Genomic DNA, 15,576 nt, shown 5'->3' on the forward strand with positions numbered 1-15,576 from the left:
GACTCAATCTCTTAACCCGCTAATGGGTGAGAGAAGCTGAGTAGCCCAACAGACGAGGCAAAGCACTGTCCGAACAGTGCGCCTGACGAGATGAATATGCTAGTTAGATTTACAAAAATGCATGGCCTGGGCAATGACTTTCTGGTGCTCGATACGGTAACCCAGAAAGTGAAGGTGAACTCAGCGATTGTGAGCCGTTTGGCTGACCGTAACTTTGGCGTGGGTTTTGATCAGCTATTGCTGGTCGAACCGCCCACTAATCCTGATATGGATTTTCGTTACCGCATATTCAATGCCGATGGCAGTGAAGTTGAACATTGCGGCAACGGCGCCCGCTGTTTCGCGAAGTTTGTTCGGGATAAGCGTTTGACGGCCAAAGCAACCGTGGCGGTAGAAACCCAGAAAGGGCCGATCTATCTCACCATTACCGACGATAAGCAGGTGGTTGTGGATATGGGCGTGCCAGTGCTTGAGCCCCAAGATATCCCGTTTAACGCAGATCAGCGGGCGGTAACCTACCCAATCGATGTCGACGGCCAAACCGTGCAGATCAGCGCTGTATCCATGGGCAACCCGCACGGTGTGCTGGTGGTCGATGCGGTGGATAAAGCGCCGGTTGAAGCCTGGGGGCCGTTACTGGAGTCAGATCCACACTTTCCTGCAAAAGCGAATATCGGTTTTATGGAAGTGATTAGCGGCGCCGAGATCCGTTTACGGGTTTATGAACGGGGTGCGGGTGAAACCAAAGCTTGCGGTACGGGTGCCTGTGCAGCGGTGGTTGCAGGCCGTTTGCGTGGTTTGTTAGATGATAAAGTGACCGTCCACCTGCCCGGTGGCACACTTCAGATTGAGTGGGCCGGTGAAGGTGAATCGTTAATGATGACCGGCCCCGCAACAACGGTATATGAAGGACAGATTTTCATATGAGCGACTCTAACTCTGTCGAGCCTAAGCTCGATCAAGCGACCGATGTTAATGCTCCGGCAATCACTGCCGAGCAGGTGGCTGACTACTTAAAGCAACACCCTGACTTTTTTAGCGGTAATGAATACCTGCTCGAAAAACTCTATGTGCCGCATCAACGAGGTACCACGGTGTCATTGGTTGAACGTCAGACCAGCCTGTTGCGGGAGAAAAATCGCGAGTTACACGATTATCTCGGTGATATGCTCGGCGTTGCTCGGGAAAACGATATTCAATTCAGTAAAACCAAAAAGATGATTTTGGCGCTGATGGATGCGGAAACCCTCGATGATGTCGCGGTGGCGATCGATGAAAGCCTCTGTCAGGATTTCAATAGTGATACCACGGCACTGGTGCTATTCAGCGAGCAACGGGAAGAGCAGAACAATTTGCGCCTACTGCCGCGCGCTGAAGCAGCGGCGATCGATGCCCTATTGGATCAATCACAGACCCGCTGTGGCAATCTGACCGAACTGCAAAACCAGTTTCTGTTTCGTGATCAGGCGTTCCGAGTGAAATCAGCGGCGGCGGTTCCTCTGGTGAAAGGTGAAACGCTAGGGATCTTAGCGATCGGTAGTTACGATGCCAGCTATTTCCAGAGTAATCAGGGCACCCTGTTTCTTGATTATATTGGTCAAGCGCTAAATCGTGTCGTCTCGCCGCTGTTGCAAGGACGAAAGGCCTGATCCATGAGTTCAGGTAACGCTGACTTAGATGGGTTTTATACCTATCTGAGCAGCGAGCGGCAGTATTCTCACCATACCCTCAGCAATTATCAGCGTGATTTAGCGCGTCTGCTGGATTACCTGCAACACAGCACCCTGTTTCCCGATGGCCGAGTCGATTGGGCCCGCATTGAAGCCAAACATATTCGCAACTTTGTCGCCTGGGTTCATCGCGAAGGGCTTGGCGGCAAAAGTATTCAGCGGCTACTTTCGGCGATTCGCAGTTTCTATAAATATCTTCATCGGGAAGGGATAGTGCAGCAAAATCCCGCGTTGGGCATCCAAGCCCCGAAAAGTCCGCGCCGATTACCGCAAACCCTGGATGTTGATCAACTGAATCACCTGCTCGAGAGCGATGCGGATCAAAACGATCCGCTGGAAAGTCGTGATCAGGCGATGCTTGAACTGATCTACTCATCGGGACTGCGGTTATCAGAGCTGGTCAGTTTAGACCTTCACAGTATCGATTGGCAGGATGCTAGCCTGCGAGTGCTGGGTAAAGGTGCAAAAGAGCGGATCTTGCCGATTGGAGGGAAAGCGATGCAAGCACTGGATCACTGGCTTGACCTGCGGGATAGCATGGCTCGGCCCGAAGAGATGGCGCTGTTTGTCAGCAAGCGAGGCACCCGTATCAGCACCCGCAGTGTGCAACTGCGTATCGACCGCAGAGCGAAGATGCAACATACTCAAGGTAAGGTTTATCCGCACCGTTTACGCCACTCTTTTGCCAGCCATATGCTGGAATCCAGTGGTGATCTTCGGGCCGTGCAGGAACTATTGGGGCACGCGGATATCTCAACCACACAGATTTACACCCATCTTGATTTTAGACACCTAATGGATGTTTACGATAAGGCCCATCCTCGGGCACATAAACAGTCCACAAAGAAGGCGCAACAAGACGATGATTAAATGCATAACCTTCGATCTGGATGACACCCTATGGGCGGTTGATCCGGTTATCGTGGAAGCCAATAAGACGCTATATCAGTGGTTGGCTGAACACGCCGAACTGTTCGTCAAATGCTACCAATTGAGCGATTTTGACCAGCTAAAACATCGGGCCTTAGCGGTGTTTCCCGACATCAGCCACAGTGTCACCCTGATACGGTTAAAACAGCTTGAGATTGGCTTAATCGAGGCCGGTTATAGCGCTGAACAAGCGGTGGCGCTATCCCATCAGGCCTTTGAAGTCTTTATCGAAGCGCGGAATCAGGTTGAGTTGTTTGAACATGCTCGCACGATGCTAGAGCAGTTAAAAACGAGTGGTTATCTCATCGGCGCACTGAGTAATGGTAATGCCGATGTTAATCGAGTGGGTCTCGGTGATATTTTTGATTTTGCCTTGAATGCCGATGGCGTTGGTAAAGAGAAGCCACACCCTTTAATGTTTGAACAGATGCTGCATCAACAGCAGCTGCGGCCGGAGCAGGTTATCCACATTGGCGATAATCCGCATCATGATATTGTCGGCGCGAAAAACGTGGGACTTTGGACGATCTGGGTTAACCTTAATCAGCGAGCTTGGCCTGAGGCCGATCCGGCGGATGGTGATGTCAGCTGTTTACGGGATATTCCGGAGCGTGTCGCCCAGATAGCGGCTAACGTCCATCATCGGGCAACCTTATAGGAGTCGATATGACCGAACCGAGTGCTTCTAACCCTGCACCGCAGAATCAGATCAATCTAAGCTATAACTCCGTTGAAGATCGGATTCTGATTCGAGCTTATGAAAGCGGTAAAGAGTATCGGGCTTGGTGGACCCGTCGGTTAGCGTTACGTATTTACAAGCTCTTCCACGAGCATACGTTTCCCACTGAAAATAGTGCCAGCCATCTACAACCGGAACAGTTGCAAAGTTTAGGTGACATCGAAAAGCATGGTGCGGTTCAGCAAGCGGACTTTTCCACGCCGTTCCAGTCGGATGCCGCCGATTACCCTCTCGGTGAAAACGGTATTTTGGTGCAGCGTATCGATATTAAAACGGTGGATAAACGGGTGATGTTAGTCATGTTACCGGCTGAAGGGGAGGGTATGACCCTCAGCCTGCCGCCTGGACAACGCTATTCATTCGAGCATATGTTGCAACGGGTCATGGTGGCGGCTGAATGGGTTCAAGCTAAGCCGGTAGATAGTGCGGGCCAGCCAGAAAAACCCATTCAGGCGCATTAATCGTCTGACATCATCGACGAGCGCGGCGATATCCGGCAATCAATGAGCCGATCACGATAGCTAAGCAGGACAGCACTAAGGTGATATCCGCTGGGGCCAGTCCAGCGAGCACTAATAATAGCGCCGAGATCAATGGCGCCGAATAGGCTAACACTCCGAGCAGCTGCAAGTTGCCATGTTTAATACCGTAATCCCACGTAAAGAACGCGATGCCTACCGGGCCGATACCTAGACCAATCACGCCGATCCATTGAGCCATCGAGTCAGGCCAAACAGTGGTTTCCCACAACCAGTGACAGAGCAGTGCCAACAGTGCGGTGGCCGCGCAAAACCAGCCCGCGGCATCGGTGGACACCTGTTTTACTAAGCGGCTGAGTACCGAGTAACCCGACCATATCAGGGCACAGGTGAGGGCCAGCAGATAGCCGCTAAGATACTGCGGGTTAAAGCCGTCAGCGCCCTGTCCGATGAGTAACCAACAGCCGAATAGCGCAATGACGGCACCGACCATATGCCGCTTGAGCAGGTTTTCACCGGGCAATAGCCCTGCCAGTAACACGATCAGTAACGGCCATAGGTAGGCGAGCAGACTCACACTTACCGCCGGTGCTTTGGTCATAGCGAGGAAATAACAAAAGTGATAACCAAAATAGCCGCCCACCCCTAAGATCCACGCCAATACGGGTTGTCGCAGGTGACGAAGCCCCGAATGACCTTGACGCCACCAGTTAACAGACATCAGCAGAAACGCGAGGGTAAAGGTCATCGCCATTAATTGAAAAGGTGGAATTCGGCCTTCGGTTAAACGGGTTAACAGAGCCAGGGTACCCCAGAGAAAGATGGAGATTGAGCCGATGAGGGTCGCGCGTATGGTTTTGTTTTGCATAAAAAATACTCGGAAAAGGATAACACCAGCATAGCGGTATCGTCGGCGAGAGACTTTCTCAAGATGGCGTTTTTATTTGCCGAAACGGCGGAAGTAGCTCGGCGGGATATCGAAATGCTTGCGAAACCGGTCGCTAAAGGCCGCGAGACTGCTATAGCCGGTGGCATCGGCGACCTGTTGGATACTGAGGTTTTGTTGTTCTAGCAGTTGCCAGGCCCGCTGCATCCGTTTTTCGATCAGATATTGCGTCGGCGTCATGCCCAATTGTTGTCGGAACAGTTGGCTTAACTGACGTGGACTAAGGTTCGCAATGCTCGCTAATTGGGCCAAACTGACGGCTTCACAATAGTGTTCATCTAGATAGTGGCGCGCCGTGTTGATGCGTCGGTCAAGATTGAGTGGTTCGTTCTGTTGCTCATGCAATAACTGTATCAATAGGAGCAACATCTGCCGTTGGCTGGTGGCGTTTGATTGCTGTAATTGCAGCTGCAGAAAACCGACATATTGGATTAACGCCGGTGTGAGGTGAATAAAAGCGGGTAAACGTTCCAGCTCAGGAGCCAAGGCCGCCGGAATATCCGCGACCACAAAGCAGTTATCATCCGAGGCGGCAAAGCCATGATCCTCTCCCGCTGCAATAATCGCAGCAGACTGGCACGAAACCTTGCCAGCCCGGTGACCAACGGTCATCTCCAACAACCCCGCAACCGGCAGCACCAACTGATGGTAATCATGCTGGTGGCGGTTAGTCTCGGCGCTGTAACTGCGTAGGTCCAGCGTAAGGTGTTTATTCGACGGTATCATGAGCGAATTGTAACAGCCTTACTGCTGAGCGGAACGCCTTAATTCAGTGGCTTGAGGTTAGCTCATATACTCGCCGCCATTGACCGAGAGGTTCGTCCCAGTGATATAGCCAGCTTCCTCAGCGGTTAAAAATGCTACCGCGCGGGAGATCTCTTCCGGTTGTCCAAGACGACCTACAGGGATGCCAGCGACAATCGACTCTAATACATTCGCCGGTATTTGGCGCACCATCGGGGTGTCGATAAAACCTGGGGAGACAGCATTAACGGTAACGCCTTTGCGGGCTCCCTCTTTGGCAATTGCCTTGGTGAAACCATAGATACCCGCTTTAGCGGCAGAATAGTTTGCTTGACCAAACTGACCCTGTTCACCGTTTAGCGAAGAGATGTTAACGATCCGGCCAAAGCCACGGTTGCACATGGCGTCAAACACCGGCTGACACATGTTGTACATGGAATCGAGATTGGTGCGCAGTACTGCCTGCCACTGCTCTGGCTGCATACGTTTGAGGGGAGCATCACGGGTGATACCGGCGTTGTTCACCAGAATGTCGATCGGTCCAAGTTCGCGTTCGACCTGCGCGACAAAGCTGCAGCAGCTATCGTAATCGGTGACATCCGCGGGATAGATCGTGATGTCATAGCCCGCTGTCTGCATCGCTTGTTGCCAAGCTTGGGCGTCACTATCGGTGCCCGGCAGGTAGCTTCCTACGACTTTATGGCCTTGATCGGACATCGCTTTACACATAGCTTCGCCTAAACCACCGTTGGCTCCGGTGACGACTGCTATACGTTGGGTCATGTTGTTCTCCTATCGATATTATATTTATTGGTTATGGCTGCGTATTGAGGTTATCGCTTGAGTCTTGATTTCAGGTTTTGGGCCAGTGCGATCGAACCTTGCTGGTTGTAATCCTGACTGCGCGATTCAATATGCGGTAATTGGTAGAGATAATTGACCATGATGCCGCCGGATTGCTGTAAGCCTTTTGCTGAGGAGTCAGCCAGCCAGTTCAACTGGGCGATCTGAGCACCATTGGTCAGATGGAAATGGGCCACAGGGTCAGCACTAAAGTGACCTCTTTTTTTGGCTTGGCTAAGGTAATAGCAGGCCAGATTCAATAAGGGCTCGCTGGCTTCAGTGGGTGGTTCATCAACGGTGATATCGAGATCGGTGCTGAGCTGTAGCCATTGTTTACCGCCGGGCAGCTGTTCGAGTTCAGCGCTATCCTGTTTAGCTAGCCAGCGACAGAAGCCGGGCATCGGTGAGAGGGTTGAAAACTGTGTTAACTGAGGATATTCCTGTTGCAGTCTGGCAACCACTCGCTTGATCAGAAAGTTGCCGAAACTGATACCGGCTAATCCCTGTTGAGCATTCGATATCGAATAGAAAATCGCGGTGTCGGCTTGCTGTATATCCTGTAAAGGTGCGCTTTCATCTAATAATGTTTGAATGTTATCGGCTAAGCCTTGCACCAGTGCGACCTCAACGAAGATCAGTGGCTCGTTGGGCATGTTGGGGTGAAAGAATGCAAAGCAGCGACGGTCGGAATCGAGTCGGTTTTTTAGGTCATCCCAGCTTTGAATTTCGTGTACCGCTTCATAGGCGATCAGTTTTTCCAGCCGTTCGGCACTGGATTGCCAAGTAATTTGTTCTAGTTGCAGTAAACCAATATCAAACCAGCCGATCAGTAAACGTTTTAGATCGCCTTCTAATTCGGCGAGCTGTGGATAAGTTCTTTTCAGCGTCAGAAGTTCAGCGCGCATATCCACGAGAAATTTTACCCCCTCAGGCAAGCCGTTAAATTGGGTCAGCAGACGCAATCGAGGTGGGTCTAGGGAGTCTCTTAATTGCTGCACCGCTTCGGCACGTTGTTCCTCCGGTGCGTTTTGCCACTGTTGGAAACAGGCTTCGACCTGTTCGTTGTTGATGCCGTAGTGCTCGGCGAGGAGCAGCAAAAAGCGGCTGCGGCCCTGTTGGTTCAGCCTTAGATAGCTGCGCCCAAGAATGACGGCACGGCTGCGGGCAGTGATCTCATTGCACTCTTGGCGTAGGCAGCTATCCATCCACTGAATGAGCTGTTCAGAGTCGCCTGGCTCTAATGCGGGGCTGAGTTGTAACTCATCGGCGAGGGCGTTGCTTGAGGAGGTTCGCCAAATACGTCGCAGGTGGCCAATAGTGCGTCCGAGTAATGAGGGTGCTTCCTCTGAGGTGAGCGTGGTCTGGGTCATTATCGTTTTCTCCCGGCGCTATTTTGTTAAGGGCGCTGTTTTTTAACGGTGCATCAGGGCAGGTTTCGAGTAAAAGTAGCAGGATTGAATAATAAAACCAAGGGTTTTTACTTGGTTTTATAGGTAAAAACCATTACTGTTGAGCCCAGAGAGCTATCTCATCGCCTGCATTAAGGGCCAGAATAACAATGATTGAGGATGAAACGATGGATGATTTACACGGGTTTTACTTGGAAGATTTAGTCGTAGGACAAACGGCGAGCTATGCCAAAACCGTGACGGAAGCGGATGTGGTGCTATTTGCGGGGGTGTCTGGCGATGATAACCCGGTGCACATTAACGCCGAATATGCTGCCCAAACGATGTTTGGTCAGCGTATTGTCCATGGTATGTTTAGTGCGGCGTTGATCTCTGCAGTACTGGGGACGCGCATGCCAGGGCCGGGTGCGATCTATGTGGATCAGCAGTTAACATTTAAAGCGCCGGTCTATATTGGTGATACGGTGACGGCCACGGCAACGGTAATAGAGATTAATGAGGCGCGTCGCCGAGTGGTTATGGAAACGGTCTGTAGCGTGAAAGGTAAGGTGGTTGCTGAAGGCGTGGCGACTAATATGGTCGATCGTCGTCCAGTTCAAAAAGGATAAACAAGATGCTGATTAATAAAGAAAAATGCGCTCTGCTAGTGATTGATGTTCAGGCTAAACTGTTGCCAGGCGTGCATCAGAGTGAAGCGTTAGTGAAAAACTGCCGTTGGTTAATGGAATTGGCGCAATTGGTTGATGTGCCGGTGTTGGGCACTGAGCAATATCCACGGGGTGTGGGGCCAACCACTGAAGAGTTGAAAGCACTGCTGCCAGCGGATGATTTTATCGCCAAGACTTTTTTCTCCTGTGTGGATTCACCGGAGTGCAGCGCTCGCATCGATGCGATGGATTGCGAAACATTTGTAATCTGCGGTATGGAAGCCCATGCCTGTGTGATGCAGAGCGCACTGCGCTTACGGGAGCTAGGTAAAACCGTCTATGTTGTCGCCGACGCAATCTCCGCCCGTAATCCTGTAGATACTGAATATGCGATTGCTCGGATGCGAGATGAGGGGGTTAAAATTGTCACGCGGGAGATGGTCGGTTTCGAGTGGATGAGACGCTCTGATGTGCCTGAGTTTAAGGATTTTAGCATGAAGTTCTTACGCTAATTCAGTGTATCTGGTATCGCTACTGGGTAAGCCCGAGAGGGTTTGCTCAAGTAGCGATTATATGCCCTAGCAACTATCGGAGCCTGTCGGGATGAAAACCACAGATCGTCATAAGCCTGCGCCGGAGGTCCTGATGTCGCCGGCGGAGGTCGAGCGGAACCGGCTTTTGGCCGAGATGGCCGAACAATCGACCGATATGATCTCGCGGCATAGCCCAGACGACTGGTGTTTTATCGATGTTTCCCCGGCGGTTACCCACTTGCTGGGTTACAGTGTCGATGAAATTGTCGGGATGTCGGCCTATGAGCTATATCACCCCGACGATGTTGAAAACTTTAAACGTCGCGCGCCCAGTGTGAGTTATGAGCGGGGCTTATATACCCATACCTACCGATTTCGCTGTAAAGATGGCCATTATACTTGGCTAGAAAGCACCAGCCGCACGATTCGTGACCCGCACACCGATGAGTTAAAAGAGATCTTAGTGGTCTCGCGGGATGTGAGTCAGCGTATTAATACCGAACAAGCGAACCGCCGTTTGGCGCGAGTGCTGGAACACAGCAGTGATTTAGTCGCCTTCGTGACGCCGGATCATCGGGTCAGCCAATTAAATGAGGCCGCCAGAGATGCTTTAGGATTAGAGGTCGATGGTTCTGATCTGCCCTTAAATCGACTCTTTACTCCCGATAGTTATGCGGTGTTACAGCAGCAAGCTTTGCCGCAAGCGCGGGATCAGGGCAGTTGGCGAGGTGAGGCGCAGATGTTTAGTCGGCGACAGCAGCGGGCGATTCCCGTCATGTTAGAGGTGCTGGCACATCGCACACTGGATAACCAACTGGAATATTTCTCTACCGTCGCGCGCGATATGACGGCAATTAAACAGGCCGAAGCCAAACAGCAGCAGTATCAGCAAGAGATCGATCATGCTGCACGACTGATTACCATGGGTGAGATGGCCACAGGACTGGCTCATGAGATAAACCAGCCCTTAACCGCGGTGGTTAATTACGTGCGCGGGATTCAGCGACGTTTGCAGACGGATCGAGAATCCGCCTTGGAGGCGATTGCACAACCACTGGAGAAAATCGCCAATACTGCGCTGAGGGCCGGTGAGATTGTCCGGCAGATGATGGACTTTACCCGCAAAAGCGAACCTGAGCGGGAGTTACTGTCGCTTACTACCTTAGTGAATGATCTGATTGGTTTTTGCGCCAGCGCGGCGAAACGGCACCATGTGCTGCTGGAAAATAACCTATCGGTGGTGCTCCCCGAGGTCTATGCCGATCGGATCCAGTTGGAACAGATACTGCTTAATCTGCTGCTCAATGGTATCGAAGCCTGCCACCGTGAAGATCATCAGTCACCGCTGAAGGTGTGGTTGGAGGCTTCAACGGATCAAGCGGGTCAGGTTATAATCTCGGTGCTGGATCAGGGGCCGGGTTTACCCGCCGATCCAGAACAGTTATTTGAGCAGTTTTTTACCACCAAAGCGGATGGGCTCGGTATGGGGCTAGCGATCAGCCGAACCCTGATCGAGCGTCATGGTGGCCAGCTACAAGCGGAAAACCGTCCGGCGGGTGGCGCTAAATTTAGTTTTACACTGCCTACCGCCGAGTAGAATCCCGTCACAATATGATTAATTGATGATAAGAGCAATATGGTTAAACAGACGGTATATGTAGTAGATGATGATGTCGATGTGCGAGATTCACTGCAATGGTTACTCGAATCTGTCGGGCTGACGGTCGCCGCGTTTGATAATGCCCAAGCGTTTTTAGATAGCTTTGTGCCCGGCACCAGTGGTTGTATTGTCATGGATGTGCGGATGCCGGGCTTGAGCGGTATCAGTGCGCAGAAGCAACTGCCTGATTATCAGGTCGATCTTCCCCTCATTATGATCTCGGGTCACGGCAGCGTGAATATGGCTGTTACCGCCATGACCCAAGGGGCCCGCACCTTTATCGAAAAACCCTTTAATGATCAGTTATTACTCGATCATGTGCAGCAAGCCTTGGCGCAGGATCTCGCCCAGCGCAGCAGCCAACAGAAACGCCAAGCGGTACAGCAGCATTATGCGGCGTTGACCAAGCGTGAGCGGCAGGTGTTCGAACAGGTCGCTCAAGGGTTGGGTAATCAGGATATTGCCGATGTGTTAGGTATTAGCCGTAAAACCGTTGAGGGTCATCGGGCAAACCTGATGAGTAAGATGGCAGCACAATCACTGTCGGAACTCATTCAGATGGCGATCAGTCTTGGTTTGATGAGTGGCTATGCCGATCAGTAACCCTTACCTCTAAAGTTTAGAACTAAAGGCTTAACGTTAGCGGCTGATGGTTAGGTCGCTACAATTAAACACGAGTTATTAAGGGCGAGGCATTTCGTCATCTTCTGACTCTCGCATCGCTTGAGCATATTCCCAGCCATGTATCGCTTGCTTACGTTCAGCTCCCCAGCGGTAGTGACCGCTTTCGCCACTTTCACGGATGACCCGATGGCAAGGGATGAGATAACCGATATTGTTTGCCCCCACCGCACTGCCAACGGCCCGTTGTGCTTTCGGCGATCCGGTCGCAGCAGCCAATTGCGAGTATGAATAAAACTGCCCGGAACGGGTATTTAATAATGCTTCCCATACCTTAATTTGAAAGTTAGTACCCCGTAACAGCAGATGCAGTTTTTGCGGTTGTGGGCGGGAGGGAAAGATCCTCTTTAATAGCGCTTCAGCGCCCGGGTTGTCCTGCAGCATAACGGCGTTGGGCCATTGTTGACAGAGCTCGGCATGGCGCTCGGTGTCATCATCGAGAAATGCTAGATAGCATAAGCCTCGCTGGGTCCAGCCGAGCAGTGCCAACCCAAAAGGCGAATGAGCCACACCGTAACGCAGCTCAACCCCGGCACCACCGGCTTTAATCTCACCGGGAGTTAGCGCTTCGCAGCTGATCATCAGGTCATGCAAGCGGCTACCGCCGGATAAGCCCGCGGCGTAAGCGGCGGTCAGGCTATCGGCGGAGTTTTTCAGTGATTGCAGGGCGTGCTCTTTGGTCAGGTATTGCAGAAAGCGTTTGGGGGAGATGCCCGCCCACGCACTGAACACCCGCTGTAGGTGATATTCGCTTAAGTCCACCGCTGCTGCGACCTCGGCCAATGATGGCTGATGCTTGGCATGCTGGCGGATATAGCGAATGGCCGCCGCAATGGTCTCATAGGTGTGGCTATTATCTGTAGACTCGGGATTAGACATCGGCAAGTCGCCTCTTGCGCAGTAGTGTCAGTGGATTAAAGTGAGTTACCAAGGCAACGCCACTGAGCACAATCATAGCCCCAATAATGGTGTGCCAACCGATCTGTTCATCGAGAAACAGGTGGCCCCACAAAACACCGAACACCGGCACTAGAAAGATAACGGTGATAGCCGACGATGCGCCGATATCGGTGATCAGCCTGAAGTACAACAGGTAAGCGCAGCCGGTGCAGAAAATCCCTAATAGTAACACCGAGCCGATAACCGTTGGATTATCGGTTGTTTGCGCCGGAAAAAAAGGTAACAGAGGGATTAAAAGCAAGCTGGCGGCCCACATACTGCCGTGAGCATTGGTAAAAGGCTCAACATGATCAGCCCCCTGTGCATAACAGCTAGCGATGCCATAACTCAACGCAGCAACCAGTCCGGCGATGACTGCTACGCCTGAGCCGGGTTGAAGCAGTATGGGATCGAAGCCTAACAAGATGGCGACGCCTATAATACCGGCGAGTAATCCGATCAGGGTTGTGAGCGTTATCGGTTTACGAAAGCGTAATGCGATCAATAGGTTGCCCCAGATTGGCGCGGTGGCGTTGAGTATCGACAATAACGAGGCCGACAGTGTTTGAGCGGCAAACCCGAGTAGCAGAAAAGGCATGGCGGTGTTAAACCAGCCAAGCATGGCAAAATGTTTCCAGTGTTGTCGTAATGGCAAACGGCGGCGTAATAATAAGGCAATGCCTAAGAGAAACAGCGCCGCCAGTAGCAACCGCAGTTCAATCATGATTGCTGGCCCGATCACCGGTGATGCAATCCGCATAAATAGAAAAGATCCGCCCCAGAGAGCAGCTAGCAGCAGAAGCTGTATTAGGTTTTTAAACTTCATCGGCTTTATCCATGTAAACCAATAACGGTGTTGATCGCTAGCAGCGTATGACGCTGAATGTGGCTGAAGTAGGTGTTTTATTAATGTCTTTATAGCCCGTTATGCCTGTAGCGATGAGCTTAGCCAGGACAGTGTCGGCGATTTATCTGTTTAACGCTACCCGATTGTTGCGATGAGTAGCTTGCTTTAGGTTGGCCGTTAGTCGTCGAGAAAAAGCTCAAGCAGATCATTCAAAAACAGCCGTCCTTGAGGAGAGGGCGCCAGCCGTTCCGTTTCGTTTAGTAGCAAGCTTCGCTGGTGTGCTTGTTGCAGCATGGGGGCGATGGTGTCCAGCGTTAGGCCGGTGCGCTGGTTAAACAGAGCGGTTTCAACGCCATCGGTTAGCCGTAACGCATTCATCATAAACTCGAAGGGCCGCTCTTCAAGGCTGATATCCTGCTCGCCGGAGAGCGGGTTCAAGGCATTCATATAAGCTTTCGGCTGGCGTTGCTTCCAACGGCGAGTAATGCGGTTTTGTGCCGACCAGCTGATTTTGCCATGGGCGCCAGCACCGATGCCGAGGTAATCACCAAATTGCCAGTAATTCATATTATGGCGCGACTGTCGGTTCGGCTGACTGTAAGCGGAGATCTCGTATTGGTGGTAACCGTGTAGCTGTAGCAGCGCTTGGCCCTGTTCCTGTATGGCCCAGAGGGCTTCATCTTCAGGCAGATTTGGTGGCTTGCTGAAAAACTCGGTATTGGGCTCGATCGTCAGTTGATACCAAGAGAGATGGGTTGGCTGTAGATCGATCGCCTGCTGTAGGTCGGCCAGTGCCGCTTCGGGTGTTTGCTGTGGCAAACCATGCATCAGATCGAGATTGAAATTATCAAAGCCGATCTCCCGAGCTTTGCTGGCGGCGAGAATGGCATCTTGGCTGTTATGGATGCGCCCTAGCTGTTGCAAGCGAGCGCTATCAAAGCTCTGTACACCGATGGATAAGCGGTTGACGCCAGCGGCTCGAAAGCCAGCAAAACGTTCCTGCTCGAAGGTGCCGGGGTTGGCTTCCATCGTGATTTCGGCATTGGCCGCGAGGGGCGTGCGTGCAGCAATGCCGCTAAGGATCTGTTGAATCCCAGCAGCATTAAATAGGCTGGGGGTGCCGCCGCCGATAAAGATGGTTTCGATCTCTCGCCCTTGCACACCAGGGAGTTCTTGATCGAGATCCCGCATCAATGCATCGATGTAGCGTTGCTGCGGGATTTCGCCGGTTACCGCGTGGGAGTTGAAGTCACAATAGGGACATTTGCGCACACACCAAGGAATATGGATGTAGAGCGATAGCGGCGGCAGGCTGAGCATCTTAAAGGTAGGCCGGGATTAACTGGATAAGCTGTTGTACGGCTTGTCCTCGGTGACTAATTTTATTTTTCTGCTCAGGGGGCAACTGAGCCGAAGCGATATCCAGCCCAGGGACTAAAAATAGAGGGTCGTAGCCGAAGCCATTATCACCCTGAGGCAGCGGCAGGATTTGCCCCTCCCAGCTTCCCTGGCAGATGAGCGGAGTGGGGTCTTCCGCATGGCGCATAAACACGAGGACACAGCGAAACCGGGCGCTACGCTGCTCGGGTGAAGTGCCCTCTAATAGCTGTAATAGCTTTTGATTATTCTTGGCATCGGTTGCGCCAGCACCGGCGAAGCGGGCGGAATAGATGCCCGGTGCGCCGTTTAATGCATCGACTTCGAGCCCCGAATCGTCAGCTAGTGCCGGTAGTCCGGTTAGCTGACAGGCGTGACGGGCTTTAATAATGGCGTTTTCAACAAAGCTGAGGCCGGTTTCGTCGGCATCCGGCACATTGAACTGTGACTGAGGGACGACTTCAACCCCCAGATCGCCCAATACCTGATTAAACTCTTTCAGTTTGCCTTTATTGCCACTGGCAAGAACGATTTGACGGGTCATGGAAAACCTTTTATTTAGACGCGTTAAGTGAGCCGACGGCTTAGTCGATATAAAAGCGTTGCTCAAATTTGATGCTGTAAGCGGGCAGATTAGGATCTGGCTGCACTTTCAGGTCAAATCGCAGTACCTGATCATCAGTAAAGACAAACTCACCGATATAGTACAGCGCGCCGGTTTCTTTGATCGTTTGAAAATTCAGTGTCTGCTTTTGTGAGGTCAGACTGATCACATCGCCAGCGACTACCGCTGTTACCGGCTTGGTGCTGCCATCCGCTTGTTTTTGCAGCACAGAGATATTCAATAAGCCCTTGGTTTTACTGCGCTGGATACCATAGGACGCAGCGACATCAGGCTGGATAAAGCTGCTGTTAAAGGCGTTATAGTGAATCATATAGTCGCCATGGGTGACCATCTGCTCGGCACTGGCGGTGCTGCTCATCGTGGTGCTTAATAGCGCCGCCATCATAATCAGAGCGGCTGATAGCTTGGTAAAAATTCTGTGATTGAAGCGTTGTTGCATTGTCATTC

At 51.8% G+C, this 15,576-nt stretch carries 18 protein-coding genes; 9 read left to right on the forward strand and 9 right to left on the reverse strand.

What is annotated here, in order from left to right:
- Nucleotides 1-96 precede the first annotated feature (96 nt).
- The 5 genes from dapF to KO512_RS09265 are packed head-to-tail and all read left to right on the forward strand — an operon-like array spanning nt 97 to nt 3,860.
- A complete protein-coding gene (gene dapF / locus KO512_RS09245) occupies nt 97-927 on the forward strand; it encodes a diaminopimelate epimerase (protein ID WP_215952060.1) in 831 nt (276 codons plus the stop codon).
- On the forward strand, nt 924-1,649 hold the full coding sequence (locus tag KO512_RS09250) for a DUF484 family protein (RefSeq protein ID WP_215952061.1): 726 nt from the start codon (nt 924-926) through the stop codon (nt 1,647-1,649). The genes dapF and KO512_RS09250 overlap by 4 nt, the downstream gene beginning before the upstream one ends.
- 3 nt (nt 1,650-1,652) lie before the next feature.
- Nucleotides 1,653-2,600, forward strand: a complete 948-nt coding sequence (xerC, locus tag KO512_RS09255) for a tyrosine recombinase XerC (RefSeq protein WP_215952062.1) — start codon at nt 1,653-1,655, stop codon at nt 2,598-2,600.
- Complete coding sequence (locus tag KO512_RS09260) at nt 2,593-3,318, forward strand: HAD family hydrolase (RefSeq protein WP_215952063.1); 726 nt, start codon at nt 2,593-2,595, stop codon at nt 3,316-3,318. Before xerC ends, KO512_RS09260 begins: the two co-directional genes overlap by 8 nt.
- Before the next feature lie 8 nt (nt 3,319-3,326).
- Complete coding sequence (locus KO512_RS09265; RefSeq protein WP_215952064.1) at nt 3,327-3,860, forward strand: hypothetical protein; 534 nt, start codon at nt 3,327-3,329, stop codon at nt 3,858-3,860.
- Nucleotides 3,861-3,870: 10 nt separating this feature from the next.
- Here KO512_RS09265 and yddG read toward each other — a convergent pair whose 3' ends face one another.
- The 4 genes from yddG to KO512_RS09285 form a co-directional block, all read right to left on the reverse strand.
- A complete protein-coding gene (gene yddG, locus KO512_RS09270) occupies nt 3,871-4,746 on the reverse strand; it encodes an aromatic amino acid exporter YddG (protein WP_215952065.1) in 876 nt (291 codons plus the stop codon).
- A 72-nt stretch (nt 4,747-4,818) separates the two neighbouring features.
- Nucleotides 4,819-5,550 carry an AraC family transcriptional regulator gene (locus KO512_RS09275; RefSeq protein ID WP_215952066.1) on the reverse strand — a complete coding sequence of 244 codons (732 nt, stop codon included), beginning with the start codon at nt 5,548-5,550 and terminating at the stop codon, nt 4,819-4,821.
- Between the two features lie 57 nt (nt 5,551-5,607).
- Nucleotides 5,608-6,351 carry an acetoacetyl-CoA reductase gene (gene phbB / locus KO512_RS09280; protein ID WP_215952067.1) on the reverse strand — a complete coding sequence of 248 codons (744 nt, stop codon included), beginning with the start codon at nt 6,349-6,351 and terminating at the stop codon, nt 5,608-5,610.
- A gap of 50 nt (nt 6,352-6,401) precedes the next feature.
- Complete coding sequence (locus tag KO512_RS09285; protein ID WP_215952068.1) at nt 6,402-7,781, reverse strand: malonyl-CoA decarboxylase; 1,380 nt, start codon at nt 7,779-7,781, stop codon at nt 6,402-6,404.
- Nucleotides 7,782-7,987: 206 nt separating this feature from the next.
- On the opposite strand from KO512_RS09285, the gene KO512_RS09290 reads away from it, so the two are divergent.
- From KO512_RS09290 to KO512_RS09305, 4 genes are all read left to right on the forward strand, one after another.
- Nucleotides 7,988-8,428: a MaoC family dehydratase gene (locus KO512_RS09290; RefSeq protein ID WP_215952069.1), complete on the forward strand. Its 441-nt coding sequence runs from the start codon at nt 7,988-7,990 to the stop codon at nt 8,426-8,428.
- Between the two features lie 5 nt (nt 8,429-8,433).
- Nucleotides 8,434-8,979, forward strand: a complete 546-nt coding sequence (locus tag KO512_RS09295; protein ID WP_215952070.1) for a hydrolase — start codon at nt 8,434-8,436, stop codon at nt 8,977-8,979.
- Nucleotides 8,980-9,070: 91 nt separating this feature from the next.
- Entirely contained in the window at nt 9,071-10,597 is a 1,527-nt protein-coding gene (locus tag KO512_RS09300; RefSeq protein WP_215952071.1) for a PAS domain S-box protein, read from the forward strand.
- 39 nt (nt 10,598-10,636) lie between these two features.
- Entirely contained in the window at nt 10,637-11,263 is a 627-nt protein-coding gene (locus KO512_RS09305) for a response regulator transcription factor (protein WP_215952072.1), read from the forward strand.
- 78 nt (nt 11,264-11,341) lie between these two features.
- Here the strand turns inward: KO512_RS09305 and KO512_RS09310 are convergent, their stop codons facing one another.
- From KO512_RS09310 to KO512_RS09330, 5 genes are all read right to left on the reverse strand, one after another.
- On the reverse strand, nt 11,342-12,220 hold the full coding sequence (locus tag KO512_RS09310) for a methylated-DNA--[protein]-cysteine S-methyltransferase (RefSeq protein WP_215952073.1): 879 nt from the start codon (nt 12,218-12,220) through the stop codon (nt 11,342-11,344).
- Nucleotides 12,213-13,106, reverse strand: a complete 894-nt coding sequence (locus KO512_RS09315; RefSeq protein WP_215952074.1) for a DMT family transporter — start codon at nt 13,104-13,106, stop codon at nt 12,213-12,215. Before KO512_RS09315 ends, KO512_RS09310 begins: the two co-directional genes overlap by 8 nt.
- Before the next feature lie 198 nt (nt 13,107-13,304).
- The gene (gene hemW / locus KO512_RS09320) at nt 13,305-14,447 is read right to left on the reverse strand and encodes a radical SAM family heme chaperone HemW (RefSeq protein ID WP_215952075.1); all 1,143 of its coding nucleotides are present in this window, start codon (nt 14,445-14,447) and stop codon (nt 13,305-13,307) included.
- Between the two features lies 1 nt (nt 14,448).
- Entirely contained in the window at nt 14,449-15,048 is a 600-nt protein-coding gene (gene rdgB, locus KO512_RS09325; protein ID WP_215952076.1) for an RdgB/HAM1 family non-canonical purine NTP pyrophosphatase, read from the reverse strand.
- Nucleotides 15,049-15,088: 40 nt separating this feature from the next.
- A complete protein-coding gene (locus tag KO512_RS09330) occupies nt 15,089-15,568 on the reverse strand; it encodes a DUF4426 domain-containing protein (protein ID WP_252734948.1) in 480 nt (159 codons plus the stop codon).
- Nucleotides 15,569-15,576: the final 8 nt, after the last annotated feature.

This window comes from Amphritea atlantica (genome assembly GCF_018860855.1).
Classification (GTDB): Bacteria; Pseudomonadota; Gammaproteobacteria; order Pseudomonadales; family Balneatricaceae; genus Amphritea; species Amphritea atlantica_A.